This window comes from Nocardia sp. NPDC004278 (assembly GCF_053602975.1).
Genome location: NZ_JBSGEQ010000043.1, coordinates 6,621 through 33,174, shown reverse-complemented (window position 1 = coordinate 33,174; position 26,554 = coordinate 6,621). Strand labels below are relative to the sequence as shown.

At 66.2% G+C, this 26,554-nt stretch carries 23 protein-coding genes and 1 pseudogene; 14 read left to right on the top strand and 10 right to left on the bottom strand.

The window, feature by feature from the left end; translation table 11 throughout:
• Positions 1-198: 198 nt before the first annotated feature.
• Both lon and ACWEO2_RS38310 read left to right on the top strand, forming a co-directional pair.
• Positions 199-2,616, top strand: coding sequence for an endopeptidase La (gene lon, locus ACWEO2_RS38315; protein ID WP_452409839.1), 2,418 nt, complete (start codon positions 199-201; stop codon positions 2,614-2,616).
• Between the two features lie 107 nt (positions 2,617-2,723).
• Positions 2,724-4,352, top strand: coding sequence for an FAD-dependent monooxygenase (locus tag ACWEO2_RS38310; RefSeq protein WP_452409838.1), 1,629 nt, complete (start codon positions 2,724-2,726; stop codon positions 4,350-4,352).
• Positions 4,353-4,532: 180 nt separating this feature from the next.
• Here the strand turns inward: ACWEO2_RS38310 and ACWEO2_RS38305 are convergent, their stop codons facing one another.
• Positions 4,533-4,979 (bottom strand): PaaI family thioesterase, encoded by a 447-nt coding sequence (locus ACWEO2_RS38305; protein WP_452409837.1) that lies wholly within the window; start codon positions 4,977-4,979, stop codon positions 4,533-4,535.
• A 126-nt stretch (positions 4,980-5,105) separates the two neighbouring features.
• Positions 5,106-5,714, bottom strand: a complete 609-nt coding sequence (locus ACWEO2_RS38300; RefSeq protein WP_452409836.1) for a DUF1707 SHOCT-like domain-containing protein — start codon at positions 5,712-5,714, stop codon at positions 5,106-5,108.
• A gap of 195 nt (positions 5,715-5,909) precedes the next feature.
• On the opposite strand from ACWEO2_RS38300, the gene ACWEO2_RS38295 reads away from it, so the two are divergent.
• The 4 genes from ACWEO2_RS38295 to ACWEO2_RS38280 all read left to right on the top strand — a co-directional run bounded on the left by ACWEO2_RS38295 (position 5,910) and on the right by ACWEO2_RS38280 (position 8,995).
• On the top strand, positions 5,910-6,980 hold the full coding sequence (locus ACWEO2_RS38295; RefSeq protein ID WP_452409835.1) for a DNA polymerase IV: 1,071 nt from the start codon (positions 5,910-5,912) through the stop codon (positions 6,978-6,980).
• Between the two features lie 90 nt (positions 6,981-7,070).
• Entirely contained in the window at positions 7,071-8,066 is a 996-nt protein-coding gene (locus ACWEO2_RS38290; RefSeq protein ID WP_452409834.1) for an oxidoreductase, read from the top strand.
• 111 nt (positions 8,067-8,177) lie between these two features.
• A complete protein-coding gene (locus tag ACWEO2_RS38285) occupies positions 8,178-8,462 on the top strand; it encodes a hypothetical protein (RefSeq protein ID WP_452409833.1) in 285 nt (94 codons plus the stop codon).
• A gap of 65 nt (positions 8,463-8,527) precedes the next feature.
• The gene (locus tag ACWEO2_RS38280) at positions 8,528-8,995 is read left to right on the top strand and encodes a hypothetical protein (RefSeq protein ID WP_452409832.1); all 468 of its coding nucleotides are present in this window, start codon (positions 8,528-8,530) and stop codon (positions 8,993-8,995) included.
• A 331-nt stretch (positions 8,996-9,326) separates the two neighbouring features.
• Here ACWEO2_RS38280 and ACWEO2_RS38275 read toward each other — a convergent pair whose 3' ends face one another.
• Positions 9,327-11,207, bottom strand: coding sequence for an ABC transporter ATP-binding protein (locus ACWEO2_RS38275; protein ID WP_452409831.1), 1,881 nt, complete (start codon positions 11,205-11,207; stop codon positions 9,327-9,329).
• 556 nt (positions 11,208-11,763) lie between these two features.
• Between ACWEO2_RS38275 and ACWEO2_RS38270 the strand changes: the two genes are divergently transcribed.
• The 3 genes from ACWEO2_RS38270 (at position 11,764) to ACWEO2_RS38260 (ending at position 16,547) form a co-directional block, all read left to right on the top strand.
• Entirely contained in the window at positions 11,764-12,237 is a 474-nt protein-coding gene (locus tag ACWEO2_RS38270; RefSeq protein ID WP_452409830.1) for a nuclear transport factor 2 family protein, read from the top strand.
• A gap of 128 nt (positions 12,238-12,365) precedes the next feature.
• The gene (locus ACWEO2_RS38265; RefSeq protein WP_452409829.1) at positions 12,366-15,272 is read left to right on the top strand and encodes an FAD-binding and (Fe-S)-binding domain-containing protein; all 2,907 of its coding nucleotides are present in this window, start codon (positions 12,366-12,368) and stop codon (positions 15,270-15,272) included.
• A 327-nt stretch (positions 15,273-15,599) separates the two neighbouring features.
• Positions 15,600-16,547, top strand: a complete 948-nt coding sequence (locus tag ACWEO2_RS38260; RefSeq protein WP_452409828.1) for a DNA-3-methyladenine glycosylase family protein — start codon at positions 15,600-15,602, stop codon at positions 16,545-16,547.
• 179 nt (positions 16,548-16,726) lie between these two features.
• On the opposite strand, the gene ACWEO2_RS38255 is transcribed toward ACWEO2_RS38260, so the two are convergent.
• Positions 16,727-16,933 (bottom strand): hypothetical protein, encoded by a 207-nt coding sequence (locus ACWEO2_RS38255; RefSeq protein WP_452409827.1) that lies wholly within the window; start codon positions 16,931-16,933, stop codon positions 16,727-16,729.
• Positions 16,933-17,223: a hypothetical protein gene (locus tag ACWEO2_RS38250; protein ID WP_354954111.1), complete on the bottom strand. Its 291-nt coding sequence runs from the start codon at positions 17,221-17,223 to the stop codon at positions 16,933-16,935. The genes ACWEO2_RS38255 and ACWEO2_RS38250 overlap by 1 nt, the downstream gene beginning before the upstream one ends.
• Before the next feature lie 647 nt (positions 17,224-17,870).
• Between ACWEO2_RS38250 and ACWEO2_RS38245 the strand changes: the two are divergent.
• The 4 genes and pseudogenes from ACWEO2_RS38245 to ACWEO2_RS38230 form a co-directional block, all read left to right on the top strand.
• A pseudogene (locus ACWEO2_RS38245) lies at positions 17,871-18,743 on the top strand (helix-turn-helix domain-containing protein); the annotation flags it as partial.
• On the top strand, positions 18,740-18,931 hold the full coding sequence (locus ACWEO2_RS38240) for a DUF397 domain-containing protein (RefSeq protein ID WP_452409826.1): 192 nt from the start codon (positions 18,740-18,742) through the stop codon (positions 18,929-18,931). The pseudogene ACWEO2_RS38245 and the gene ACWEO2_RS38240, both read left to right, overlap by 4 nt.
• A 14-nt stretch (positions 18,932-18,945) precedes the next feature.
• Positions 18,946-19,170: a DUF397 domain-containing protein gene (locus ACWEO2_RS38235; RefSeq protein ID WP_355177244.1), complete on the top strand. Its 225-nt coding sequence runs from the start codon at positions 18,946-18,948 to the stop codon at positions 19,168-19,170.
• Between the two features lie 152 nt (positions 19,171-19,322).
• On the top strand, positions 19,323-19,520 hold the full coding sequence (locus ACWEO2_RS38230) for a hypothetical protein (protein WP_354954103.1): 198 nt from the start codon (positions 19,323-19,325) through the stop codon (positions 19,518-19,520).
• A 54-nt stretch (positions 19,521-19,574) separates the two neighbouring features.
• Here the strand turns inward: ACWEO2_RS38230 and ACWEO2_RS38225 are convergent, their stop codons facing one another.
• From ACWEO2_RS38225 to ACWEO2_RS38215, 3 genes are read right to left on the bottom strand one after another with little or no spacing between them, the layout of a single operon-like run.
• Entirely contained in the window at positions 19,575-20,321 is a 747-nt protein-coding gene (locus ACWEO2_RS38225) for a succinate dehydrogenase/fumarate reductase iron-sulfur subunit (protein WP_355177243.1), read from the bottom strand.
• 5 nt (positions 20,322-20,326) lie between these two features.
• Positions 20,327-22,267 carry a fumarate reductase/succinate dehydrogenase flavoprotein subunit gene (locus ACWEO2_RS38220; protein WP_452409825.1) on the bottom strand — a complete coding sequence of 647 codons (1,941 nt, stop codon included), beginning with the start codon at positions 22,265-22,267 and terminating at the stop codon, positions 20,327-20,329.
• Between the two features lie 30 nt (positions 22,268-22,297).
• Positions 22,298-23,128, bottom strand: coding sequence for a hypothetical protein (locus tag ACWEO2_RS38215; RefSeq protein WP_355177241.1), 831 nt, complete (start codon positions 23,126-23,128; stop codon positions 22,298-22,300).
• Between the two features lie 392 nt (positions 23,129-23,520).
• Between ACWEO2_RS38215 and ACWEO2_RS38210 the strand changes: the two genes are divergently transcribed.
• Positions 23,521-24,759, top strand: coding sequence for an acetyl-CoA C-acyltransferase (locus ACWEO2_RS38210; protein ID WP_452409824.1), 1,239 nt, complete (start codon positions 23,521-23,523; stop codon positions 24,757-24,759).
• Positions 24,760-25,011: 252 nt separating this feature from the next.
• Here ACWEO2_RS38210 and ACWEO2_RS38205 read toward each other — a convergent pair whose 3' ends face one another.
• Both ACWEO2_RS38205 and ACWEO2_RS38200 read right to left on the bottom strand, forming a co-directional pair.
• Positions 25,012-25,299, bottom strand: coding sequence for a hypothetical protein (locus tag ACWEO2_RS38205; RefSeq protein WP_433681615.1), 288 nt, complete (start codon positions 25,297-25,299; stop codon positions 25,012-25,014).
• 230 nt (positions 25,300-25,529) lie between these two features.
• Positions 25,530-26,546 carry an alpha/beta fold hydrolase gene (locus ACWEO2_RS38200; RefSeq protein WP_452409866.1) on the bottom strand — a complete coding sequence of 339 codons (1,017 nt, stop codon included), beginning with the start codon at positions 26,544-26,546 and terminating at the stop codon, positions 25,530-25,532.
• Between the last annotated feature and the right edge of the window lie 8 nt (positions 26,547-26,554).

Genomic DNA, 26,554 nt, shown 5'->3' with positions numbered 1-26,554 from the left:
GTCGCCGGAAGGTTGACGCGTGTGACGCCCGCGCCACTGGACGCACCTGGGTGACCCGCCTCACTCGGTGAGCCCCAGGGTCGGAAGGCGGCTGACGTGGGGGTTATTCGCCGAGAGCGAACGGCGGGGAAGGCCGGAACAAACGCGATCACTGCGGGGTTGACTGGGCATCGCTCAACTTTTGGAAGGGTCGAACACGTGACTACACCACAGAACCTGCCGGTGCTGTTCCTGACCGATCCGATCGTGCTGCCGGGCATGGTCGTGCCCATCGAACTGGACGAATCGGCGCAGGCCGCGATCGACGCCGCGCGCGCCGCGAATACCGACGCGGTGCTGCTCGCACCCCGCTTGACCGAGGGCTACGCCTCCTATGGCGTGGTCGCCACCATCGAACAGGTCGGCCGGATGCGCGGTGGCGCCCCCGCCGCGGTGCTGAAGGCCGAACGGCGCGCCAAGATCGGCCACGGGGTCACCGGGCCGGGTGCCGCGCTGTGGGTGGAGGCCGAACCGGTCGAGACACCCGCCGCCGACGGGCGCACCAAAGAGCTTGCCGCCGAATACAAGAAGCTGGTCGTTTCGGTGCTGCAGCGCCGCGAGGCCTGGCAGATCATCGACGCGGTCAATCAGCTGACCGATCCGTCGGCGATCGCCGATACCGCGGGCTACGCCCCGTACCTGACCGCCGACGAGAAGCGTGAGCTGCTCGAAACTCCGGATACCGCACAGCGTTTGACCAAGCTGATCGAGTGGACCAAGGCGCATATCGCCGAGGCCGAGGTCACCGAGAAGATCAGCGAGGATGTCCGCGAGGGCATGGAGAAGAGTCAGCGCGAATTCCTGCTGCGCCAGCAGCTCAACGCCATCCGCAAGGAACTCGGCGAGGACGAGCCCGACGGCGCCGACGATTACCGCACCCGGGTCGAGCAGGCCGATCTGCCCGATAACGTGCGCGCCGAGGCGCTGCGCGAGGTCGGCAGGCTGGAGCGGGCCAGCGATCAGAGCCCGGAATCCGGCTGGATCCGCACCTGGCTCGACACCGTGCTCGAATTGCCGTGGACGGTGAAAACCACCGACAGCACCGATGTTTCGGCCGCCCGCGCGGTACTCGACGCCGATCACCACGGGTTGGACGAGGTCAAGGACCGCATGGTCGAGTACCTGGCCGTGCGCTCCCGGCGTGCCGCGCGCGGACTCGAGGTCGTCGGCGGACGCGGCTCCGGCGCGGTGCTGGCGCTGGTCGGTCCGCCCGGTGTCGGCAAGACCTCGCTGGGTGAATCCGTCGCACGGGCCATGGGCCGCAAATTCGTTCGCGTCGCGCTCGGCGGTGTGCGTGATGAGGCGGAGATCCGCGGTCACCGGCGCACCTATGTCGGCGCACTGCCCGGCCGGATCGTGCGCGCCGTGAAGGAGGCGGGTTCGATGAATCCCGTTGTCCTGCTCGACGAGATCGATAAGGTCGGCTCGGACTTCCGCGGTGATCCGGCCGCGGCGCTGCTCGAGGTGCTGGATCCGGCGCAGAACCACACCTTCCGCGACCACTACCTGGATCTGGACCTGGACCTGTCCGATGTGCTGTTCATCGCGACCGCGAATGTCATGGAGACCATCCCCGGCCCGTTGCTGGACCGGATGGAGCTGATCACCGTCGACGGCTACACCGAAGACGACAAGGTGGCCATCGCCCGCGACTTCCTGGTGCCCCGGCAGCTGGAACGCAATGCGCTGACCGCGCAGGAGGTTTCGATCACCGACGAGGCGTTGCGTGAGGCCGCGGCCAACTACACCCGGGAAGCCGGTGTGCGGCAGATGGAGCGGTTGATCGCGAAGGCGTTGCGCAAGGCCGCGACTCGGCTGTCCGAGGACGGCAGCGGTTCGGCCGCCGACGACACCGAGGTGTCGCTGGGCTACGACGCCGGGCTGGGCTACGACTCGTCGGTGGAATCGGAGTCGTTGACCATCGATCTGGGCAATCTGAAGGATTACCTGGGCCGTCCGCGCTTCACCCCGGATTCGGTGGAACGCACCGCCGTCCCCGGTGTGGCAACGGGTTTGGCGGTCACCGGTCTGGGCGGCGATGTGCTCTACATCGAGGCCAATGCCGCCGAGGGCGAGCGCGCGCTCACCCTGACCGGTCAGCTGGGCGATGTCATGAAGGAGTCGGCGCAGATCGCCCTCACCTACGTGCGCTCGCACCTGGCGGAGATCGGCATCGAGCCGTCGGTGCTGGATCGCAATATCCACATCCACTTCCCGGCGGGTGCGGTGCCGAAGGACGGTCCTTCGGCGGGCGTCACCATGGTCACCGCCCTGGTTTCGCTGGCGCTGGGTCGGCAGGTGCGTGCGGATGTCGGCATGACCGGTGAGGTCACGCTGAACGGCCGGGTGCTGCCGATCGGCGGTGTAAAGCAGAAGCTGATGGCCGCCCAGCGCGCGGGTCTGAAGACGGTGTTCATCCCGGCCCGCAATGAGCCGGATCTGGATGAGGTGCCCGCGGAAGTGTTGGCCGCCTTGGATGTTCGCCCCGTCGCCGATGTGGCCGACATCCTGGCCTACGCCATCGAACCGGTTGCCGAACCGGTCCTGAACGCTCCCGTCTTCGCGGCGAGCGCCTGATATTCGGCCGAAACGGGTCGTGCACCTGTGCACGGCCCGTTTCGCATGCATGGTCACCGTGACCGCGACGCAAGGGCAGTGCAAGCCCGTGCGCACACGATCGGGACATGACTACTACAGAGCACACTCCCGTACTCGTTGTCGGCGGCGGCCTGGTCGGACTGTCGGCCGCGCTGTTCCTCGAGTACCACAATGTCCCTTATGTTCTGGTCGAGCGCCGGGCCAAGGCGTCGGTGCTGCCAAGGGCGCGTGGTCTGCACACCAGAACCGCCGAGCTGTTCCGCCAGGTCGGCGTCGAGGATCGGGTCCAGCAGGCCGCAGCGACCGCATTGCGGGCAGGCAGCTTCGGCGGTGCCAGCATGGGCACCAGTCTGATCGCGGCCGAGCCGCTGGATATCAGCCATTTGAGGCGGGCAATGGCGGCTGCCGATCCCAGCCCATCGCGGTTCTGCTTCCTGCCGCAGGTGCTGCTCGAGCCGGTGCTCGCCGAGCAGGCCCGCGAGCGCGGCGGTGACCTGCGATTCGGGGTCGAGCTGGTCGAATTCGAGGCCGATGATGCTGGCGTCACGGCAACCCTGCGCGACGCAGCGGGCAATACTTCGCTGATCCGGGCCGACTACCTCATCGCCGCCGACGGTGCGGCCAGCCCGATTCGTCGGGCATTGGGTATCGAGGGCTGGGAGGTGGCGCCGACCCACCACTACATCAATGCCTTTGTGCGGACCGATCTCACGGGCGTACTCGGTGGTCGCACCTTCAGCCAGTGTGAGATCAGCAACGACACGGTGCGCGCACTTGTCCTGTCCAAGAACAACACCGACGAATGGTCGTTCCACCTGGAATACGATCCGACGCGCGAGAGTGCCGCGGACTATTCGGACCAGCGATGTGTCGAGCTGATCCGCGCCGCGATCGGCGTGCCCGATATCGCGGTCGAGCTGCTGGCGCGAAGTGCTTGGGACACCGGCAGTTTCGTGGCCGACGAGTACCGGCGCGGCCGGGTTTTCCTCACCGGCGACGCGGCGCACCGGCACGCGCCGTGGGGTGGTTACGGCGGCAATACCGGTGTCGCCGATGCACACAATCTGGTGTGGAAGCTGGCGGCGGTGCGCTCCGGTACGGCCGCGCCCGCACTGCTGGACTCCTATCAGGTCGAACGGTGGCCACGTGCGATTATCGGCGCCGAACAGGCCAACCTCGGCGCCGACTTCCGTGCTCGCTACGGCATCGAAACCCCGGACAATGCGGACCGGATCGCGCGCATGGTGGAGATCGGGGCGGTGATGTCGCGCTTTCGCTACTCATCGGATGCGGTATCGCACCGGGCCGTTCGAGGCGTCGAATGGGTCGAGCCGCATGTCGATCGGCTGACGGGGCAGGTTGGCACGCGGTTGCCGCACGTGTGGATCGATGCCGAGCAGACCACCTCGACCCTGGATCTCTGCGGGCCCGGCTACGCGCTTCTGATCGCGGGCAGCGCCGCGGCCTGGCGTGATGCCGCCGCGCATGCGCAGCGGCAGACCGGAATCGACATCGCCGTGCACGGTTTGGCCGCCGAATGGAATGCCTGCACCGGTCTGCCCGAGGGCGGTGCGCTGCTGGTGCGTCCGGACGGACATGTGGCCGCGCGCTCGGATGAGGGTCTGCATCCGAGATCGCTGACCGGAACCATGCGGGCGCTCACGGGCTGGTCATCGGATACCGCGTCGGTGCTGGACACCAAGGCCACTGCGTGATTCCGAAGCGGGTGCTGCACAGGAGCTCGTGCAGCACCCGAAGTCGGCTGTGCCGCAATATGATCCGCGGCATCAGGCCGCGCGGTGCGCTCGGCTGCCTTGCGGGCCTCGTCGCGCGTGCGCAGGCGGCGGCCGAGGCCTGGACGAGACTGACGTGGCGCGATTCGAAGCGCGTTACCGCTACGCGTTGCCGTTCGCCCCCAGTTCGCGTTCGACCGAGCGCGCGGTGCCCTGGGCGACCGCGCACAGCACCGGTTCCGCTTCCGCGCCCTCGGCATAGATTTCGCAGGAGACGACGGCCTGGCGGCGCGTCGATCCGGTGACCGTGGTCTCGGCACGCAGCCGGTTGCCCGCGGCCGGACGCAGGTAGGTGATGGTGAAACCGCCGGTGCGGACATTGGCGCCGAGCACCGTACCGGCCGCGAAGGTGAGTGCGTTATCGGCCGCATAGGACACCACGCCGCCGTGGACGAAGCCGAATTGCTGGCTCAACTCGGACCGGATGGGAGTGATCAGGGTCGCGGCGCCGTCGCCGAATGCGGCGATCTCGGTGCCGACCAGCTGTGCGAACGGCTGTGTGGCGAGCACCTGTCGCGCCAGGTCCAGGTCGAGGGTGATCGTGGGCATGAGGTCTCCGTTGGCGAGTGGTTCAGTCGTTCGTGGTGCCCAGTGCCTGCCACGCGGCATCGGCGAGTTCGCGCGCGACAGCAGTAGGGGCCGTGGCGCAATGCCCGACCGGTCACGGTGCAGCGGTCAGGCGGCAGGACGGGGTCGACGCAGCAGCCAGGCCAGCAAGGATCGCCGCGGCGGGCGCGGATACTTCGCGACCACCGACCCGGAGCCGATCTCGCCGTCGACCCGCAGCAGCGGCGCCCCGGGCAGACCGCCCTCGGACACCTTGTTCTTGATGCTGCCGCTCTTGGTCTGTACCCGATCGAGATCGATCCGCCAGCCGCGCGGCACGATCAGCTGGACGGTGCCGGACCGAACGGATATGTGCACCGCGACCTCGCGATGCGGGCACAGTGCCCGGGTGAAGTCGAATCTGATGGCGCCGGAACTGCATTCGGCCGTGATCTCGGCCGGGACGATCCACTCACCGTCCTTCACCCGCGAGCCACTTCCGGTGCGCAATTCGATCGGTTCGCGGGCCGCCGCGACCACCGGCAGGTCGGCGGTGGCGGCGACGAGTTCGGTCGACGTCTGCGCCGAGTACACCGCGACCAGTCGCTTATCCAGCTCGATCAGGTCGAGCTGACCCTCGTCGACGGCGAGCTGCAGCTGCCGGGCCGCCACCTCGCGATCGATATCGCCGACTCTGGCCGCGGGCACCGCAGGCAGGTTGTCCTGTGCATCGGTCATCGCAGTATTCCCCTTGCTCGTCTGCTGCGATCGTACGACCGGAGTAACGTCCGATCACAACAACGCAAGAGCTGATTTCGTTCGTACATGGGTAACTCGTCGGGGACATCCAGACCGCGACCGAACAACCTACTGTCGGCCCGCGACGCGACTTCTCCACCCACCCACGACCGGCAAAAGTTTCGGGGAGGCGGAATGCCCAGGTGGCTGCTGCACGTCGATCTCGACCAGTTCCAGGCGGCGGTGGAGTTCCGCCGCCATCCCGAGCTGCGCGGCCGGCCGGTCATCGTTGGCGGCAATGGCGATCCCGACGAACCGCGCAAGGTCGTGACCTGCGCGTCCTATCCGGCCAGGGCATTCGGGGTGCGCGCGGGAATGCCGTTGCGCTCGGCCAAACGCAAATGCCCCGACGGTATTTTCCTGCCGCTGGATATGGCCACCTACGAGGAGGCCTCCGACGAGGTCATGGCGCTGCTGCGGACCTTCCCCGGCCGCGTCGAGGTATGGGGCTGGGACGAGGCCTTCCTCGCCGCCGATACCGACGATCCCGAGCAGTTGGCGCGCGAAATCCGAAGCGCCATTGCCGAATTGGATCTGACCTGCGCCATCGGCATCGGCGACAATAAGCTTACGGCCAAGCTGGCGACCGGTTTCGCCAAATCCGCGGGCAAATCCTCGGCCGCACCCGCCGATACCGACGGCGCGGCGGCGGGCATGTTTCGGCTCACCGCCGCGAACTGGGTCGAGGTCATGGCGCATCGTCCGACAAATGCGTTGTGGGGCATCGGAAATCGGATCGCGGCCCGGATGGCCGAACTCGGCATCGAAACCGTCGCCGACCTGATGGCCGCCGACCGGCATCGCCTCGCCGCCGAATTCGGCCCGAATACCGGGCCGTATCTGTGGGTCCTCGGTCATGGCAAGGGCGATACCGACGTGACGACCGAACCGCGAATTCCGGTGGGGCGCAGCAAATCCGAAACCTTTCCACACGACCTGACCGATCCGGCGGAGATCCGGGCCCAGGTCGCGCGCCTGGCCACCGAGGTGGCCGAGGAGATGGCCGCCGCCGGTCGCATTCCGCTGCGCGTCGCGGTGACCGTCCGCACCAATACCTTCTACACCCGCAGCAAACAGGAAAAGCTGCCCGAGCCGACCACCGATATCGCGACGATCGTCGAAACCGCCCTACGCATTATCGATCGCTTCGAACTCGATCGCCCGGTCCGCCTCCTCGGCGTCCGACTCGAACTGGTTCCCGAATGAGGCATAGCGCCTTCATATCGACACGGCGGTGGGGTCGATGTGGCCGCGGGATCTGTCCCGGGCAGCGCCCACGCTCGTATGCTCGTCGGCATGGAGTTCTTGGCGATGGTGGCACACGAATCGGACAGCGGGATCGTGCTCACCCGGCAGCAGGTCGACGAGGACTTCCTCGGGCCGGGCGAAGTCACGATCAAGGTGCATTACTCGAGCGCGAACTATAAGGACGGACTGGCGATCACCGCGGGCGGTGGCGTGGTCCGCAACTATCCGATCATTCCCGGCATCGATATCACCGGTGAGGTCTTCTCCTCCGAAGTCGACGATTTCGCCCCGGGCGACCTGGTGGTTGCGCACGGCTACGATATCGGCGTCTCGCACAACGGCGGTTTCGCCGAATATGCCAGGGTGCCCGCCGACTGGGTGGTCAAGCTGGACGGTCTGGACACCCGCGACGCGGCCGCGCTCGGCACTGCCGGTTTCACCGCCGCACTGAGCGTGCAGGGCCTACTCGATCACGGACTCACCCCGGAGACCGGCGCGGTGCTGGTCACCGGCGCGACGGGCGGCGTGGGCAGCGTGGCCATCGATATCCTGTCCGGTCTCGGCTTCGAGGTGATCGCCTCCACCGGCAAGACCGATGCGGGCGACCTGCTCGCCGAACTCGGCGCCAACGAGGTGATCGGCCGACTGCCGCAGGATCCCGACGCCAAACTCCGCGCGTTGTCGAAGGCCACCTGGGCCGGTGCGGTGGACAGCGTCGGCGGCAAATCCCTCGCCTACATCCTCAGTGCCATCGGCTACGGCGGCTCGGTCGCGGTGAGCGGACTGACCGGTGGCTCGGATCTGCCCACCACCGTCATGCCGTTCATCCTGCGCGGCGTATCGCTGCTCGGCATCGATTCCGCCTATGTTCCGATCGAGAAGCGCCGCGCCCTGTGGTCCCGACTCGCCAATGAGCTTCGGCCCCAGCACCTTTCGACGATCGAGAACTTCGCCCCGATCACCGACGCCGAAAAGGTGCTGCGCGCCATCCAGCGCGGCGCTCATTCCGGCCGCACCGTCTTCGGTGTTGCTGGCGAATTCTGATCGCAACCGAAAGGCCCGGCTCGATGTGATCGAGCCGGGCTTCCGATCAGGCCCCGGAATCGCCGTGCGCACGCTGGCCGACCCCATCCGATCAACACCGCCGACGATGGCATGGCCCGCATCGCGTTCCTGCTGCTCGCGCTGTTCGCGGAGATGGAGCGCACCTGCACCGCCGAGCGCACCGCCCGCGCCGTCGCCGAATCCAAAGGCCGCCACATCGGCCGACCCACCACCTGGCCCGACGACAAGATCGACTACGCCCGGCTGCTCCGCGAGCAGGGAACACCCTCGGCGAAATCACGAGCAAGACCGGCATCCATAGACATCACTGCACCGCTACCTCACGCTAGCGACCGAACAGGAGTGATCCCGGCGGCTACCTGGCCGAACGGATGACGTATACAAGGCGGGATGAGTTCATTCGTCGCAGATCTGAATCATCTGAAATCGAAAGGTCTTACATGCCCATCGGTTCGTTGTCACGTGTCCTGTCTTGCGTTTTCGCCAGTGCGGCGCCGCTGCTCTTGATGGCACCGGAGGCTGCTGCCACCCCGGATAGCCCTTACAGCTGCATGGGCCCCTATCTGTCGAATGATGGCTCCGCGGAGGTGGAGTCATGTGTCTACGTCGAGAATGGCGTACCCAGGGCATTTGGCGGCCTCACGATCAAGAATGACACCATCACCCGCGAAAATTGCACCATGGCTGTGACCGTGGTGGATAAGGATGCCTATGCCAGCGGGGCGAGCGATGAAGTGGTCGCCACCAGTGGCGAATTCCCTTGCCTGGATGGAAAGTATCCCTCCCCGCCGTTGACTGTGGATGCGGCACTGGCGAAGGCCGGTCATCGCTATGTCAGTTTCACCGAAGTCACCAAAAACGGCCAGGGGATTGCTCGTATCTACAGCCCGGAACTGGTTTTGCCGTAGACCCGAATTCGAGGTCGGAACTGCTGGACCAGGTCTAGCGCGCTAGGCCTGGTCCAGCGCATCTTGCCGACACTGTAGACGAATCAGCATGCGCGCGAAGCTACTTTTGCGGCTCGGGCCAGCTTCTGGATTCCGGGGCCGATCAGGCCCGATCCGACCGGGACACCCGAACCAAGCTGCGGGTGGCTCCGACCGACGGCCCGGCCCTGCTGGAGCGGGCCGACGGGTCTCTGTGCGAGGTAGGCGAAGACGGTTGGCCCGACGACTACGGCGACTCCGACATGGTCGCCGCAATTGATTTCGAGCCAACCGACCGGACGGACCGAGCCGGTCAGGCCGCGACGGTGACCGGTTCCTCCGCGAACTGCGTGCGGTACAACTCGGCATAGCGGCCGTCGGCGGCCAGCAGCTGGGTGTGTGTGCCGCGTTCCACGATTCGGCCGTCCTCGAGCACCAGGATCTGGTCGGCGGCGCGAATGGTGGACAGGCGATGGGCGATCACCAGTGCCGTGCGGCCGTCCAGCGCCTCCGAAAGCGCCTCTTGCACAGCGGCTTCCGAGGTCGAGTCCAGCGATGCGGTCGCCTCGTCGAGGATCACCACGCGCGGTTGCTTCAGCAGCAGCCGGGCGATGGTCAACCGCTGGCGTTCACCGCCGGAGAGTCGGTAGCCGCGCTCGCCGACGACGGTATCCAGACCGTCCTGCAGTGACTCGACCAGATCGCGCAACCGGGCCCGCTGCAACGCATCCCACAGTTGCACCTCGGTCGCCTCCGGGCGGGCCAGCAGCAGATTGGCGCGAATCGTGTCGTGGAACAGGTGGCCGTCCTGGGTGACCAGGCCGACGGTATCGCGGATCGAAGTTGTGCTCAGTGCGCGCACATCGGTCCCGTTCAGTCGAACCGCACCGCTGTCCACGTCGTAGAGCCGGGAAACGAGTTGGGCCACCGTGGATTTTCCGGCGCCCGAGGAGCCGACCAGCGCGACGAGCTGGCCGGGTTCGGCCCGCAGCGACACATTGTGCAGTACCTCGACCCCACCGCGGGTGTCCAACGTCGCGACATCCTCCAGCGAGGCCAGCGATACCTTGTCGGCGGATGGGTATCCGAAGCTGACATTGTCCAACTCGACCGCGACCGGACCCGCGGGCACCGCGACGGCATCGGGTGCGTCCTCGATGAGCGGCCGCAGATCGAGCACCTCGAAGACCCGCTCGAAGCTCACCAGCGCGGACATGATCTCCATCCGCGCGCTGGCCAGTGCGGTCAGCGGCGTGTAGAGCCGGGTCAGCAGTAGCGAAAGCGATACCACCGCACCGGCATCCAACTGCCCGCGCAGCGCGTACCAACCGCCGAGTCCGTAGACCAGCGCCAGTGCCAGCGCCGAAACCAGGGTCAGCGAGGTGACGAAGACGGTCTGCAGCATCGCCGTGCGCACCCCGATATCGCGCACCCGGCGCGCCCGCAGCGCGAATTCCTCGGACTCCTGTTGCGGCCGCCCGAACAGCTTCACCAGGGTCGCGCCGGGTGCGGAGAACCGTTCGGTCATCTGGGTGCTCATGGCCGCATTGAGTCCGGCCGCCTCGCGCTGCATGCCAGCGAGCCGATTGCCCATCCGCCGCGTCGGAACGACGAATACCGGCAGCAGCACCAGCGCGAGCAGGGTGATCTGCCAGGAGATGCGGACCATGACGGCGAGCGTGAGTGCAAGGGTGACCAGATTCGTGACCACCCCGGAGAGGGTGTCGCTGAACGCGCGCTGCGCCCCGATCACATCGCTGTTCAACCGGCTGACCAGCGCGCCGGTGCGGGTCCGGGTGAAGAACGCGACCGGCATCTTCTGCACATGATCGAAGACGGCCGTCCGCAGATCCAGGATCAGCCCCTCACCGATGCGCGAGGACAGCCAGCGAATCAGCAGCCCGAGTGCGGCATCGACCACCGCGAGCCCGCCGATCACCATCGCGAGGATGACGACCACCCGCGGCGCGGCCCCGCCGACGATGTCATTGACGACCCGACCGGCCAGCACCGGCGTGGCCACCGCCAGCAGTGCGGATATCACGCTGAACAGCAAGAACGCACCGATCCGGCGGCGATGCGGCCCCGCGAACCGCAGGATGCGTTGGGCCGTCGCGAGCCGGAACGGCCGCTGCTCCTGCGGCGCATTCGCCCGCCGATACATCTGGCTCCACGCCACCGATTCGATACTCACCGACGTACTCCCTCTCGCTCCCCGCCATTGAACACCTGGCCACCGACACTAAGACCTCAACATTGGTTGAGAGCAAGCCCATTCCGCCCCGATTCCGCGCATAGCGAACCGGCCACACGCCTTCGCGGAATCCGCACAGAGCCAATTGCCGAATCGACTGTCGCGCCGAAGCCGCAGAAGCACCGGAGCCGCTGAAGCACCGGAGCCGCCGAAGCACTGGAGCCGCTGAAGCACTGGAGCCGCTGAAGCACTGGAGCCGCCGAAGCACTGGAGCCGCTGAAGCACTGGAGCCGCTGAAGCACTGGAGCCGCTGAAGCACTGGAGCCGCCGAAGCACTGGAGCCGCCGAAACGTCCGGAGCCGCCGAAACGTCCGGAGCCGCTGAACCGCTGAAGTCTCGGAACCGCTGAAGTCTGGCTTGCTGGGACTACTGAGCGCCGTGCACCCTCATGCCGATGTGCGAGCATTCGCCGGTCCCACCAAAGACAAATCTGCGGCGAACAGCGATACCCCGGAGGTAATCGACAGGGTAGGTCAGTGTGGTCAGGATGGCAGCCATGAGTGATTTCGCGACCAGCACTACCCGTACTGTTGTCGAGGAGTTGCTACGCCGAATCGGCGTGGGCGATCCCGACGCCACCGCAGCGATGTACGCCCCGGTCAGCGACTGGAAACTGAACTGGCCGGACAACGAGCACGGTCGATCCGCGACCCCGTGGATTCAGTACCGCTCCACACGCGCCGACGCCGCCGAGCACTATCGCGAGATCGCCCGCCACCATATCCCCGAACATGTCGGCACCGTGATCGAACGCATCTTGATCGATGGTCCAGATGCGGTGGTTCTAGGCGAAATTCGCCAAACTGCCCGCAGCACCGGTCGCGCCTATCGGTCCCGTTTCGCCCTGCACCTCACTGTCGAAAACGGTCTCATTATCCGACACCATGTCTACGAGGACAGCCTCGCCGTGACACAGGCCTTCGACGGCCACGCGATCGAGCACCATCACGATGGCGTCGATGCCCCGTAATGCCGCGAAGGGCGCGATGTGCACCGAACATCCGTTCGTCGAGCACCGCGAAAGTCGAGTGACAGTGCGAACCCCGATAAAGCGCGCGAATCTCGCGGTGGTGGCGCGGTGGTGCATAGGCTGGCGGGGTGGATGCGGAGCGGGTGGTCGAGGGGTTGCGGCGCACGATCGCCGGTGCGGTCGACGCGTCCGCACGCAGGCGCGCGGAGTACTCCTCCGATGCGTCGAACTATCGCGTCCTCCCCACCGCCGTCGTGTTCCCACGCGCGGACGCGGATGTGGCGCGCACTCTCGAGTTCGCCAGAGACCACGGGCTGTCGATTACCGCGCGGGGCGCGGGAACCTCGGTGGCGGGCAATGCCGTCGGCCCTGGGATCGTGCTCGACTTCAGCCGACATATGAATGCCGTCCTCGATTTGGACCCGGAGCAGCGGGTGGCGCGGGTCCAGCCGGGTGTCGTCCTTTCGGAACTACAGCGTCGGGCGGGGGCGTACGGACTGCGGTTCGGGCCCGATCCGTCGACGCAGAATCGGTGCACGCTCGGCGGGATGATCGGCAACAATGCGTGCGGACCGCATGCGGTGGAGTGGGGGCGCACCTCGGACAATGTGCGTGAACTGCGGATTCTCGATGGCACCGGTGCGGCGCGGACGCTCGCGGACGATCCGTCGGCAATCCCCGGGCTGACCGAATTCACCAGGGCGAGTCTGGCCGTGCTGCGCACCGAACTCGGCCGATTCGATCGGCAGGCCTCCGGCTATGGGCTCGAACATCTAGTGCCGGAACGCGGTTCCGCGGTCGCCAAATCGTTCGTCGGCAGCGAGGGCACCTGCGGGATATTGCTCGAGGCCACGGTGGCATTGGTCCCGCTGCCACGGGCCACGGTGCTCACGGTGCTCGGCTATCCCGATATCGCCAGCGCCGCGGACGATATCGCGGCCGTTATGGCAGGTGATCCGATTGCGGTCGAGGGCATCGACGCGCGACTGGTCGATATCGTGCGCGTACACCGCGGCGCCACCAGCGGCGTACCGGAACTGCCGCGCGGCAGCGGCTGGCTGTTCGTCGAATCCGCCGCCGACACCGCCGCCGAGGCATATGCCGCGGCCGAAAAGCTCTGCCGGAGCGTCGGTGCGCTCGATGCCAAGATCGTCACCGATCCCGGTGTCGCCGCGGCACTCTGGCGGATTCGAGCCGAAGGAGCCGGATTGGCCGGACGCACTCCGGCGGGTCATCCGGCGTGGCCGGGCTGGGAGGATGCGGCCGTCCCGCCGGAGCACCTCGGCGCGTATCTGCGCGATTTCGCCGCGCTGACCAGCGACCATGGCGTGGACGGTCTGTTATACGGCCATATCGGCGACGGCTGTATCCACGTCCGGCTCGATCTGCCCATTGCCGATGCGCCGCAACGCTTTCGGACCTTCCTGCACGACGCGACCGAACTGGTGGTCCGCTACGGCGGATCACTGTCCGGTGAGCACGGCGACGGCCGGGCCCGCTCGGAATTGCTCTCGGCCATGTACTCCCCGGATGCACTCGACGTATTCGCTGGGTACAAGGCACTTTTCGATCCGGACGAGGTACTGAATCCGGGGGTACTGGTCGCCCCGCGTCCGATCGATGCGGATCTGCGGCTGGTCGGTGTGCGTCCGATCGAACGTGCCGGTGGTTTCGCGTTTCCACAGGACAACGGTGATCTCGCCGCGGCCGTACATCGCTGTGTCGGTGTCGGCAAATGCCGTGCCGACACCCGGGCGACCGGTGGTTTCATGTGCCCGTCCTATCTGGCCACCGCCGACGAGAAGGACAGCACCCGCGGCCGGGCCCGTGTGCTCCAGGAGGTAGTGCGCGGCGCACTCCCCTGGTCGTCCGAGGCGGTCGCCGAATCGCTCGAGCTGTGCCTGTCCTGCAAGGCATGTCGCTCCGACTGCCCCGCCGGGGTCGATGTGGCGACCTATAAGTCCGAGGCGCTCTACCGCCGGTACCGACACCGCCCGCGCCCGATCGATCACTACACGCTGGGCTGGCTGCCGCGCTGGCTGGCTGCCATGAGCCGAATGCCGCGCGCGGTGAACGCAGCGGCGGATATCGGATGGTTGCGCCGAATTGGTTTACGCGCCGCCGGAATGGATCCGCGCCGCGCGGTTCCGAGGCTGGCGGACCGCAGCTTCCGCCGGATCTGGCGTGAGCTGAACGAGCAGGCGGATTCGTCGAACCATCCGCGCGCAGCGGAGCCCGCGACCGGTCGAGCGCCGGCAATCGCGTCGACCGATATCGCCCGAGCGCCGGCGGGCCTGCCATCGGCGGACGCCTCGCACGGGCAGGGTGTTGCGGCGCGGCAGGTCATGCTGTGGGTCGATACGTTCACCGACGTCTTCGACCCCGAAATAGGCTTGGCCGCAGTGGCATTGATCGAGTCGCTCGGCTATCGCGTGCGCATCCCCCGGCGGCGCGTGTGCTGCGGACTCACCTGGATCAGCACCGGTCAACTCGACGGCGCCCGAGCCCGATTGCGGGCGACCCTGGATGCCCTGGATGAGCATGTGCGCGGCGGCGGCATTGTCGTCGGCCTCGAACCGTCGTGCACGGCCGTGCTGCGCGCGGACCTGCCGGAACTGCTACCGGAGGATCCCCGTGCGACCGCGACCGCCGCGGCCGTGCGCACCCTCGCGGAGTTCCTCGCCGAACAGCCGAATTGGCGACCGCCACCGCGGACCGGACAATCCGTGGTGGTCCAACCGCATTGCCATCACCATGCCGTGCTCGGCTTCGATGCCGATCGCCAACTGTTAGCCAGCATGGGAACAAATGTGACCGAGGTCACCGGATGTTGCGGCCTCGCGGGAAACTTCGGAATGCAGTCCGGGCATTACGACATTTCGGTCGCGGTGGCCGAGAATGGCCTGCTCCCCGCGCTGCGAAACGCGCACGACGATTCGATCTTGATCGCGGACGGTTTCTCATGTCGCACCCAGGCGGCGCAGCTGAGCGGCCGCCGCGGGCTACACCTTGCGCAATTCCTGCTCGGCGAGTGAGTGTCAGCTGCCGAACGGCAGGGTGCCGGGCGGAATCTGGTAGCCAGAGCTGCCCGCGGAAACCGCACCCCAGGCATTGAGCAACCAGTTGAGCACAGTGGTGATCATTCGAAACCTCCGTTTTGGCGACTGCCAGCTATTTGCCGAACGCAACAATATCGCCACAGTTATTTGTCGCGTTACTAAATGTCGGCGTATCTGGGGTTATGTCGAATCTCTATCAAGAATCGCACACTCGGACCGAAACTCCGGTTTGCCACGCAACATTCGCACGCGGCAACGGTGGGCGAGAGGTCCGCGCACAGGTCCGGCGGGCACAATAGGTCGGTGCGCAATCAGACGGCCGAACCGGACCAGAGCCGGTCCGGTCTGACCAGGACGGTCACCGCCGAGGGCCCGATCGACCTCGCGCCAACCCTCGCGCCGCTTTCCCGCGGTCGTGGTGACCCGTGTCACCAGGTCACCACCGACGGTGCGCACTGGCATGCCTCCCGGATGCCGACCGGCCCGGTCACCTACCGCCTCAGCCAAGCCGGTAGTCATGCGGTCGACGCCCGCGCCTGGGGCCCCGGCGCCGCCGAATTCCTCGACGGTCTCGACCATATGCTGTGCCTGGACGAGGATCTGTCCGATTTCGTCCCGGAACATCCGAAGATCGTCGACGCGCACCGCCGCTTCCCCGGACTGCGCATGCTGCGCACCGGCCTGGTCTTCGAGGCATTGGTGCCCGCGGTACTCGAACAGAAGGTGCATACCGTCTCCGCCCGCGCGTCCTGGCGAAAGCTGGTGCGGCAGTTCGGCTCGCCCGCACCGGGGCCGGCACCCGCCGGATTGCTGCTGCCGCCGGATGCCGATACCTGGCGTCGGATCCCGTCCTGGACCTGGCATCGCGCCAATGTCGGGCCGCAGCGCGCGCAGACGATCGTGCGCGCGGCCCGGCTGGCGGATGCGCTGGAGCGGGCGGTCGCCGAGGAACCCGCGGTGGCCGCACGGCGCCTGCGGACGGTGTCCGGTATCGGCGTATGGACCGCAGCGGAGATCGGCCAGCGCGCCTTCGGCGATGCCGATGCCCTATCGGTCGGCGACTACCACCTCGCGGCCATCGTCGGCTGGACCCTGCTCGGAGAGCCCATCGACGATGCCGCGATGGTCGAATATCTGGAACCGCTACGGCCACACCGCTATCGGGCCGTCCGCCTGCTGGAGATCAGCGGGTACGCGCACAAGCCGAAGTTCGGCCCGCGCACCCCGCTCACCGATCACACCTGGCACTGACCGGAGCCCTTGCCGGACAATATGTTTCGGCAGCTCATCCGGCGGTCGGGCGGCGGCATGCCGGCGATGGGCCACCGATTCGGCAGTCACCCACCGCAGGACCCGAAGGCAGTCCAGCAGCACATCCGGGACGCCGTGCTGGCGGGTGGTCGAGACAATGGCTGTCGGCTCGGCGGCGCTCATAACTGCAGCGCGCGCTCGTCCAACACGCATTTGCCCGCCTCGACCAGTGTCGTGCGTGCCGCGCGGCGGACCCGGCACCGGTCGACGGTGCAGTCGATATGCAATTGCATTGCGGCATGGGCTTGTTCGGTTGTCAGCACACCGGGGTCGCTGCCACAGGCCAGTAGCGATGCGACCTGCATATTCAGGTTGGTGAGTTGCATCAGACCACCTCCGCCCGGCGGCGGACCGAGCGGACATATCGGCTGTATCGGGAGACCGGCCCGTCGTCCCACGGGGCCTGCTGAATCGCCATCCCCAGGGCCTCGAGTGGGGTGAGTCCGATCCCTTCGGCGAGATTGCCGACCGCGCCGAGCAGTGCCGGCACCACCTCAGCAACCTGCAGGGCGGCAACCGCCTGGGGGCAGGTCAGGGTGCGCCCGGGCAAATAGGAAACCACCCAGCTCTCCTGCCCGACGCTGCGGGCTCGATGCGGGGTCAAATCGCTGGTCATCAACGACGACGCTATGACACTTACAGCCATGACTCCTCGTTCCTACGTGCGATTCCTGCGACGCTCGCGACGCGCCCGTAGGCGGTAGCTTGCGTGACCACGGAGGGCGCCGCGAGTGTCGCCATCGAATCCTGCGACGCTCGCGACGCGCCCGGCGGCGGTAGCTTGCGTGACCACGGAGGGCGCCGCGAGCGTCGCCATCGAATACTGTGCGTGCCCGGAGCTTTCACCAAGCGAGGGGAACGACGCCTGTTCACTCCGGGCACATTTCCAGCACACCACCGTGACATGTCACGAACGACGTCCTTGGGGGATATCCGAAGATTTGGCGCGAATTCCCAGCACAAAACCCAACCGGGAAGGGAGGATTCTCCATAGTGGACGAAACAACCCGCTACCCAAGCGAAGTGACGGGGAACCGAGCTTGTGGGGTCGCCCCGGAGCAAACCTTTGGGTCTGTATCCGAGCCCGCGGTGTGCGCCGTGGGTCCGGAGGCGGAAGCCTGCGTGCTGACGTAGGGACCCGCGAACGTCGCAATTGAATACAGAACGGAGCGTGCTGTGTCAGCGAGTTCGGTAAGAGCGTCAGACAGTTCCCGGGATGCCGCGCGCGGGACCGAACCTTCGGACCGACTATCCCCCGACAGCACCGCCTCTACCCTACCCAGACGTCAACTCGGCCGATATCTTCGGGACTGGCGCACCCAGGCGGGCCTCACCATCGCCGAAGCGTCCAGGCTGATGGAGTGGGGCGCAAGCACCCTGCAGCGCTTGGAAAAAGGCCAGGCAGACCGCATTCGCACCATCGATATCCAAGAGCTGTGTCACATCTACGGCATCCCGGACGAACTGTCCGACGGCCTGAAGGGCCTGGCCCAGCAGGCCGCGGTCAAGAGCTGGTGGCACGCCTACGGCGACCTCATCCCGGAGAACTTCGACGTCTACGTCGGATTGGAGGCATCGGCCCGGCGACTCGCCTGCTACCAATCCGAACTCGTACTCGGCCTGTTCCAGATCGCCGACTATGCCCGAGCCCTCAATCGCCTTGGCTATCCCGATGATTCGGATGCCGAAATCGAGCGGCGTGTCCAATTGCGGTTGCAGCGCCAGGCTTTGATCACCCGCAAGGCCGTACCGGCGACGGTGGATGTGGTGTTGCACGAATCGGTCCTGCGCCGGGTGGTCGGTGGCGCCAAAGTGATGGCGGCGCAGCTACGTCATCTTGCCGATATCAGTACCCAACCCAATATCTGCCTGCGTATCCTGCCGTTCGCGGCCGGTGTGCCACTGGGAGTTTCCACCGGACCGTTCACGGTTCTGGCATTCGGAACCGATAGCAAGGGCCAGCCGGTCGAGCCGCCGGTGGTGTACGCCGAGGGCTTGACCGGGGATCTCTATCTCGAAAGACAAGCCGATGTCCGGCGGTACGATCGTGCGCACGAGTGCCTCCAGCGCAGTGCGCTGGATATTCAACCCAGCAGACATCTGCTTCGGCAGGTGGCGAAGGAGTATGCGGCATGAGTATGGATCTGGTTGGCGCGCAGTGGTTCGAGCTCACCCGCAGTGGCGCGGGTAAGGACTGCGTCGCCGTCCTGGAAGGCGGTCGGGTCGGCGTGCGCGACAGCAAGAATCTGAGTGGATCCGCCCTGGTCTTCACCCCGGGCGCATGGGATGTCCGCACCGCCGGTGTGGCGGGTGGCGAGTTCTGAGGGAGTTGCGAGGCGTGAGCATCAACAAGGGTGCGAATGTTGATCTGTCCGATGCTATCTGGCGTAAGGCCGGTGATGGCACCGGAAAGGACAGCGTGGAGGTGGCGTTGCTAGCGGAGGGGCACGTCGCATTGCGCGACGGTAAGAATCCCGATGGCCCGGTCCTGGTCTTCACGCCCGGTGAATGGGCCGCCTTCACCGCGGGTGTGCACGATGGTGAGTTCGACCGGCCCGAGTAGTGCGACCGACCCGGCGGAGTGCCCGCCGGGTCCAGTCACGTGACGGCCGTGCGATGCCCGGTGATCAGATGTGATCGGGGAGATCACGAAACAGTGCAGATTCGACAACGAAACTGTGTTTGCCGCTGGCGATTACGGGTAGACAACAACTTGTGGACCGTGGGCTCAAGAGTTCCCATCCCCGGTACAAGAAGTTGCGTCCGGGCGATTGGGTGGAATGGCTGATCGTGGCACTGCTTTTCGCGGTGTCGGCGGTGGGTGTCTTTGTCCTCACCGGCTCATTTCTATCGTCGCTGTTCGTCGGCGTGCTGGTATGGATGGTCGCCGTCGGAGTAGTCGCGTTGTTATAAAGGGTGCGCCGACCGGCCGGGCATCGAATCCCGGCCGGTGGTCGCGAGGGTGGGTCAGCGCCGGAAGAGCTTGTTGCCCAACCAGACCAGCGGATCGTACTTCTGGTCCGCCACCCGTTCCTTCATCGGGATCAGGGCGTTATCGGTGATCTTGATGTGTTCCGGGCAGACCTCGGTGCAGCATTTGGTGATATTGCAGAGTCCGAGTCCCTGCTCGTCCTGCGCCAGATTGCGGCGGTCGGCCACATCGAGCGGATGCATCTCCAACTCGGCGATCCGCATCAGGAACCGCGGACCGGCGAAGGCTTCCTTGTTCTCCTCGTGGTCGCGGACCACGTGACAGGTGTTCTGGCACAGGAAGCATTCGATGCACTTGCGGAACTCCTGGGAGCGTTCCACATCGACCTGCTGCATCCGGTAGTCGCCGGGCTTGAGATCGTCGGGAGGCGTGAAAGACGGTATCTCCCTCGCCTTCTGGTAGTTGAACGACACGTCGGTCACCAGATCCCGGATCACCGGGAAGGTGCGCATCGGCGTGACGGTGATCAGTTCATCCGGCTGGAATGTCGACATCCGGGTCATACATAGCAGCCGCGGCCGACCGTTCACCTCGGCCGAACACGAACCACATTTGCCCGCTTTGCAATTCCACCGCACCGCGAGATCGGGCGCCTGGGTGGCCTGCAGGCGGTGGATGATGTCGAGCACCACCTCACCCTCATTCACCTCGACGGTGAAATCGTGCAGTTCACCGCCGTCGATATCGCCGCGCCACACGCGGAATTCGGCGTCATAACCCATTTTCCCTACGCCTCGCCTTCCGTGGCTGATACCGAACTTGCCGGATGGGAGGCGAGTTCGGCTGGGTTGTAATACTTTTCGAGCTCACCGAGATCGAAGAGCGAGAGCAGGTCGGCCCGCATCGGGATCTGGTCCTCGGAAACGACCCGAACGCCCGGCACCGGTCCGTCCGCGTCGGCGGGATCGATCGAGCACACCAGCAGCTTGTTGCGCCAGGCGGCATCCATGGTCGGGAAGTCGTCGCGGGTGTGTCCGCCCCGGCTCTCGGTGCGCAAAAGCGCTGCCTGCGAAACACATTCGCTGATCAGCAGCATATTGCGCAGGTCGAGGGCGAGATGCCAGCCCGGGTTGAACTGCCGATGCCCCTCCACCGTGACATTGTCGAAGCGTTTACGCAGGTCTGCCAGGCGCGTGATGGCCTCCTGCAGTTCGCGTTCCTTGCGGATGATGCCGACCAGATCGTTCATCGCCTGCTGCAGATCGGTGTGCAGGCTGTACGGGTTCTCCCCCGTCCCTTCGACAGGCGGATCGAACGGCGCCACCGCAGCTTTCGCGGCGGCACTGATATCGGTGTCGGATACCGTTGGCCGCTCGGCCAGTTCCTCGACGTAGGTCGCGGCGCCGAGTCCGGCCCGCCGACCGAATACCAGCAGGTCCGACAGTGAATTGCCGCCGAGCCGGTTCGAACCGTGCATACCGCCGGAACACTCACCCGCGGCGAACAATCCGGGCACGGTGGCCGCGCCGGTATCCGGATCGACCTCGATGCCGCCCATGACGTAATGGCAGGTGGGGCCGACCTCCATCGGCTCCTTGGTGATGTCCACATCCGCGAGCTCTTTGAACTGATGGTGCATCGAGGGCAGTCGCCGCCGGATCTCCTCGGCGGGCAGCCGCGAGGCGATATCCAGGTACACCCCACCGTGTTCGGTGCCGCGCCCCGCCTTCACCTCCGAGTTGATGGCGCGGGCCACTTCATCGCGGGGCAGCAGATCCGGGGTGCGGCGCGCGGAGTCGTTATCGCGCAACCACTGATCGGCTTCTTCCTCGGTTTCGGCGTACTGCCCCTTGAAGACCGGCGGGATGTACTCGAACATGAACCGCTTGCCTTCGCTGTTCTTCAGCACGCCACCGTCACCGCGCACACCCTCGGTGACGAGAATGCCCTTCACACTGGGCGGCCAGACCATGCCGGTCGGATGGAACTGCAGGAATTCCATATTGATCAGCGTCGCCCCGGCCCGCAGCGCCAGCGCGTGTCCGTCGCCGGTGTACTCCCACGAGTTGGAGGTGACCTTGTAGGACTTGCCGATGCCACCGGTCGCCAGCACCACCGCGGGCGTTTCGAACAGGACGAAGCGCCCGGACTCGCGCCAATAGCCGAACGCGCCCGAGATCCGGTCGCCGTCCTTCAGCAATTCGGTAATGGTGCATTCGGCGAAAACCTTGATGCGCGACTCGTAGTCGCCGGTCTCCGCGAAATCCTCCTGCTGCAGCGAAACGATCTTCTGTTGCATGGTCCGGATGATCTCGAGTCCGGTGCGGTCGCCGACATGCGCCAGTCGCGGGTAGGTGTGGCCACCGAAGTTGCGCTGGCTGATCCGACCATCGGCGGTCCGATCGAACAGCGCCCCATAGGTTTCCAGCTCCCATACCCGGTCGGGCGCCTCCTGGGCATGCAATTCGGCCATGCGCCAGTTGTTGAGGAACTTGCCACCGCGCATGGTGTCCTTGAAATGGGTTTGCCAGTTGTCCTTTTCATTGGCATTGCCCATCGAGGCGGCGCAACCGCCCTCGGCCATCACGGTGTGCGCCTTGCCGAACAATGACTTGCACACCACCGCGACGGACAGACCGTGTTCGCGTGCTTCGATCACCGCGCGCAGTCCGGCGCCACCGGCACCGATGACGACGACGTCGTATTTGTGCCGTTCCACTTCTGGCATGGCCGCGAAACTCCTGGTTTGTGAGGGCGGTTAGTTGATGAACCGCAGATCCGAAATCGTGTCGCTGGCAACCAACATCACGTAGAAGTCGGTCAGCACCAGCGTGCCGAGGGTGGTCCAGGCCAGTGCCATATGGCGGGTGTTGAGCTTGGAGACCTGGGTCCAGAACCAGTACCGCACCGGGTGCGCGGAGAAGTGCTTGAGCTTGCCGCCCATGATGTGCCTGCAGGAATGGCACGACAGGGTGTAGGCCCAGAGCAGGATCACGTTGCCGAGCAGCACGATATTGCCGAGGCCGAAGCCGAAGCCGCCGGTCTTGCCGTGGAATGCGTAGATCGCGTCCCAGGTGTTGACCAGTGAAACCAGTACGGCCACATAGAAGAAATAGCGGTGCGCGTTCTGGATGATCAGCGGCAGTTTGGTCTCGCCGGTGTATTTGGCGTGCGGTTCGGCGACCGCGCAGGCGGGCGGCGAGAACCACACCGCGCGGTAATAGGCCTTGCGGTAGTAGTAGCAGGTCAGCCGGAATCCGAGCAGGAACGGCAGGACCAGGAAGCCCAGCGGCAGGATCGCCGGGATATGGCCGAACCAGGCGCCGAAGTGACGCGCGCCCTCGACGCAGTCGGTGCTCACACACGGTGAGTAGAACGGCGTCAGGTAGTGGTAGTCATCTACCCAATATGCCGTTCGCACATACGATCTGATCGTCGCGTAGATGACGAAGGCGGCCAGTCCTGCGGCCGTCGTTAGCGGTGGGATCCACCATCGGTCGGTGCGCAGTGTGCGCGCGGAGATGGCGGCCCTGGTCTTGCTGAAGACGCCGGTGCCCGTTTCCGGGGTGGCGGTCGGTGCGGCACTCACAGGTGGATGCCTCGCTGATCTGCTGTGCGGACGGTCCCCGTGACCTCCGCAATCGAATGTGATGCTGAGCACCATACGACAACCCGGCTATCGAGTGAGCGAGGTCCCGCCAAACATGACCCACCCTCAGGTCCGTGATTTCCGCCACATTCGATCGAGGTCTGCCTCCCGCGGGCCGCGGCGAGCCGACCGCGAAACCGCCGAACTCTCGTAAAACAGAACAGGATTCGAGCGAGCCCACCGGCAAGGAAACCGCAGGTCGATTTCTCGGCCGCACGAACGTCACGCGGCGGCAACAAACGTGTGGTCACCTTTCTGGAGATTCAACCGCTGACGTGCGCTGATGCGACCGCTGCTTGCGGACAGCCCGCCCGGGGGAAGGAGTGACCCAGATGAGGAGAGCCGCGATCGTGGCGCCGGTCCGGACCCCGAGCGGGATCGAGGGTGGTGCACTGTCCGGTATGCCGCCGGAATGGCTGGCCTCGACCGTCCTTTCGGCGGTGATCGCCCGCGCGGGCATCGATCCGCTGCGCATCGAGGATGTCGCGATGGCCAGTGTCGACAACCGGGCCAGCGCCCCCGAGCTGAGCCGGCTGGCCGCACGGGTCGCCGGACTGCCGTTCGCGGTGCCCGGATTCCTGACCGACCGCCGCTGCGGCAGTGGTCTGCAGGCGGTGATCACCGCGGCGATGATGGTGCAGACCGGTGCGGCCGATGTGGTGGTCGCCGGTGGGGTCGAATGTTCGGCCGCCAGCGATTGCCTGTCGACCGATCCGTACCGGACCGGCGATCTGGCCAATGCCGAAGAGTTGGCGAATGTCGAAGAGCTGGCCCGCTATTACGGCATCAGCCGGCAGGCGGCCGACGAGTTCGCCGTCGCAAGCCATCGCAAGGCCGCCCGCGCGTGGCGGCAGGGCACCTTCTCCGCCGAGGTGATCCCGGTCGGGGTCGTCGACGATGACACGGACTGGAACGAATTCGATACCGCGGTGCGCCATCGGATCATGCGCGACGAAGGTGTGCGCGAGGACGTCTCCACCCGTACCTTGGCAATGCTGCGCCCGCTGATTTCCGACGGTGTGGTCACCGCGGGCAATATGAGTTCATATCGGCACGGTGCGTCGGCCTGCCTGGTCGTGGCCGAGGACCGGCTCGACGAACTCGGCCTGGTGCCGATGGCCTATCTGGTCGGCTGGGCCGCGGCCGGATGTGATTCGGACACCGCGACTCTCGGCGCCGCCCCGGCCGTCGCCAAACTGCTCGGCCGCACCGGATTCACCCTCGACGACCTCGATCTGATCGAGGTCAATGAGGGCTTTGCCGTGGAAGTGCTTGCGCTGGCACGGGAATGGGAGCTGGATCCGCGTGAGCGGCTCAACGTCAACGGTTCGGCGATCGCGCTCGGTCATCCGGTCGGCGCGACCGGCCTGCGGATCATGACCACGATGCTGCACGAGCTGGCCCGCACCAACGGCAATTACGGTCTGGAGGCGATCGCACTCGGCCCCGACCACGGCATCGCGGCTCTCTTCGAATCGGCGGGCGCCGCCCCGATCCCCGAGACTCCCCGCGGCGCCCGCTTTCACGGCGTCCGCCCGTCCCGCAGGTCCGGTCGGCACCGCGCCTCCTGAGTCGGAGGATCAGATCGAGGCCGCGCACGCGCTGTTCTAGCGGCCGCTGAGCAATCCGGACGGACCGCGGCAGCAGTATCGCGGGGAGAGAGCGCGAGCGAATATGCCAGGGGCGCAGTACATCCCGAGCTGCGGGGCCGCCACACATATGGGTTGTTCACCGCACACGTGCGATTGCGCGTGTGCGGTGACCAAAGCGCGTATGTCGGCTTCCGCGCCGACCGGTACGGACGGCGCGCGGAACCGGGGGAGCTACTTCGTACGCGGGCGGGAGTGGAAGCCGAGGCCCTCGTCCTGCGCGCCCATCCACGCCGCCTCGTCGGACTTGCTGTCCGGGACGTAGATGGTCTCCTGCGGGCGACGCGTGAGCTGCTGCGGCGGTGACTGCTCGAGTTCATCGGCATCGATCACGAGCCGCTCGAGGTCGTTTTCCAGGCGGCGCACCGAATTGGCGTCGCCGTAGTGCGTGCGCAGTGCGCCGATGGATTGCCGGAGCTGCCCGACCGCGTAGCGGAGTTCAGCTATTTCGCTGCGTGTCATCGATACCTCCTGTGTTCCTTGGCGGGCAGACGAACTCGGTGGGTAGCGGATGCCTCCATGGTCTGCCTGGGAGCGCCCCGCACCAAGTCGTGTGACTCACCACACAACGTGATCTACAACACAGTACGTGAGGAATTGCGATCTGGCTCGTCGGACCAACTTTTCGGATGTTTGCCCAAACATTGCCAATGGGCGTGGCAAGTCATCCGTGCGCTTCGACGAACGCGAGCTCAGCTGGCCGTGGCGTATCCGGGACCCTGACCGCGCATGGCGATGAAGACCCGATCGACCAGGTCGACTATGTAGGAGGCCACCTCTTCGGCGCGTTCCAGGTGCACGCTGTGTCCCGCTCCCTCGAGCCGGACCAGCTGTGAGCCCGCCAGTTGCGAGGCCAGCACCACCGAATGCGTGAACGGCACGACAATGTCGGCCGAACCGGCCAGCACCAACGCCGGAATGTCGCCGAGGACCGGCAGCGCCGCGCTCTCGTCGAAGGTGATCAGCGAGGCGAGGAAGCTCGACATGGTGAGCAGCGGGGTGTCGTTCATCATCGCCGCGGCGATCGCGACCATGCGACGGTTCGTCGTCTTGGTGCCCATATTTGCCTCGCGGGCGATCGGTTCAAAGATCCGGCGGGACAGCCGCTTGGAGGCATGCATGAGCCGCGGTGCGCGCAGCACCGCAGTCTGTAGCGAGTTCACCGCGCGCCGATTCAGCAACCGACCGAGTCCCACCTCGGTGAGCCCGTTGGCCGCGCCCGCGATCAGGCCGATGCCGACCACTCGGGTGCCGATCGCCGCCGGGAACAGCCGGGAGTAGGCCAGGGTCACCATCGCGCCCATCGAATGTCCGACCAGGATGATCGGTCCGGTCGGCACGACCGTGCGCAGTACGGCGTCGAGGTCGTGGCCGAGCTGTTCGATGGTGTAGGTCGAGGGGTGGGCAACGCCGGACTCGCCGTGGCCACGGTGGTCGTAGAAAACCATTCGAGGGTCGGTTCCTCGATAGTCGGCCACGTCGACTTCGCCGACCGCTCCGTCGCTGTACTTACTCGGCCCGTCGGCTTCGCTGACCGTCAGCCCGCTGTGCCAACCCGGCCCGTCGGCTTCGCTGACCGTCAGCCCGCTGTGCCAACCCGGCCCGTCGGCTTCGCTGACTGCCAGCCCGCTGTGCCAACCCGGCCCGTCGGCTTCGCTGACTGCCAGCCCGCTGTGCCAACCCGGCCCGTCGGCTTCGCTGACTGCCAGCCCGCTGT

Coding starts and splice junctions, on each gene's coding strand:
- ACWEO2_RS38210 (WP_452409824.1), top strand. CDS start 23,521: ATGAGGAGAGCCGCGATCGTGGCGCCGGTCCGGACCCCGAGCGGGATC.
- ACWEO2_RS38280 (WP_452409832.1), top strand. CDS start 8,528: ATGCCCATCGGTTCGTTGTCACGTGTCCTGTCTTGCGTTTTCGCCAGT.
- ACWEO2_RS38310 (WP_452409838.1), top strand. CDS start 2,724: ATGACTACTACAGAGCACACTCCCGTACTCGTTGTCGGCGGCGGCCTG.
- ACWEO2_RS38270 (WP_452409830.1), top strand. CDS start 11,764: ATGAGTGATTTCGCGACCAGCACTACCCGTACTGTTGTCGAGGAGTTG.
- ACWEO2_RS38285 (WP_452409833.1), top strand. CDS start 8,178: ATGGCCCGCATCGCGTTCCTGCTGCTCGCGCTGTTCGCGGAGATGGAG.
- ACWEO2_RS38225 (WP_355177243.1), bottom strand. CDS start 20,321: ATGGGTTATGACGCCGAATTCCGCGTGTGGCGCGGCGATATCGACGGC.
- ACWEO2_RS38295 (WP_452409835.1), top strand. CDS start 5,910: ATGCCCAGGTGGCTGCTGCACGTCGATCTCGACCAGTTCCAGGCGGCG.
- ACWEO2_RS38305 (WP_452409837.1), bottom strand. CDS start 4,979: ATGCCCACGATCACCCTCGACCTGGACCTGGCGCGACAGGTGCTCGCC.
- ACWEO2_RS38250 (WP_354954111.1), bottom strand. CDS start 17,223: ATGACCAGCGATTTGACCCCGCATCGAGCCCGCAGCGTCGGGCAGGAG.
- ACWEO2_RS38220 (WP_452409825.1), bottom strand. CDS start 22,267: ATGCCAGAAGTGGAACGGCACAAATACGACGTCGTCGTCATCGGTGCC.
- ACWEO2_RS38290 (WP_452409834.1), top strand. CDS start 7,071: ATGGAGTTCTTGGCGATGGTGGCACACGAATCGGACAGCGGGATCGTG.
- ACWEO2_RS38255 (WP_452409827.1), bottom strand. CDS start 16,933: ATGCAACTCACCAACCTGAATATGCAGGTCGCATCGCTACTGGCCTGT.
- ACWEO2_RS38300 (WP_452409836.1), bottom strand. CDS start 5,714: ATGACCGATGCACAGGACAACCTGCCTGCGGTGCCCGCGGCCAGAGTC.
- ACWEO2_RS38205 (WP_433681615.1), bottom strand. CDS start 25,299: ATGACACGCAGCGAAATAGCTGAACTCCGCTACGCGGTCGGGCAGCTC.
- ACWEO2_RS38240 (WP_452409826.1), top strand. CDS start 18,740: ATGAGTATGGATCTGGTTGGCGCGCAGTGGTTCGAGCTCACCCGCAGT.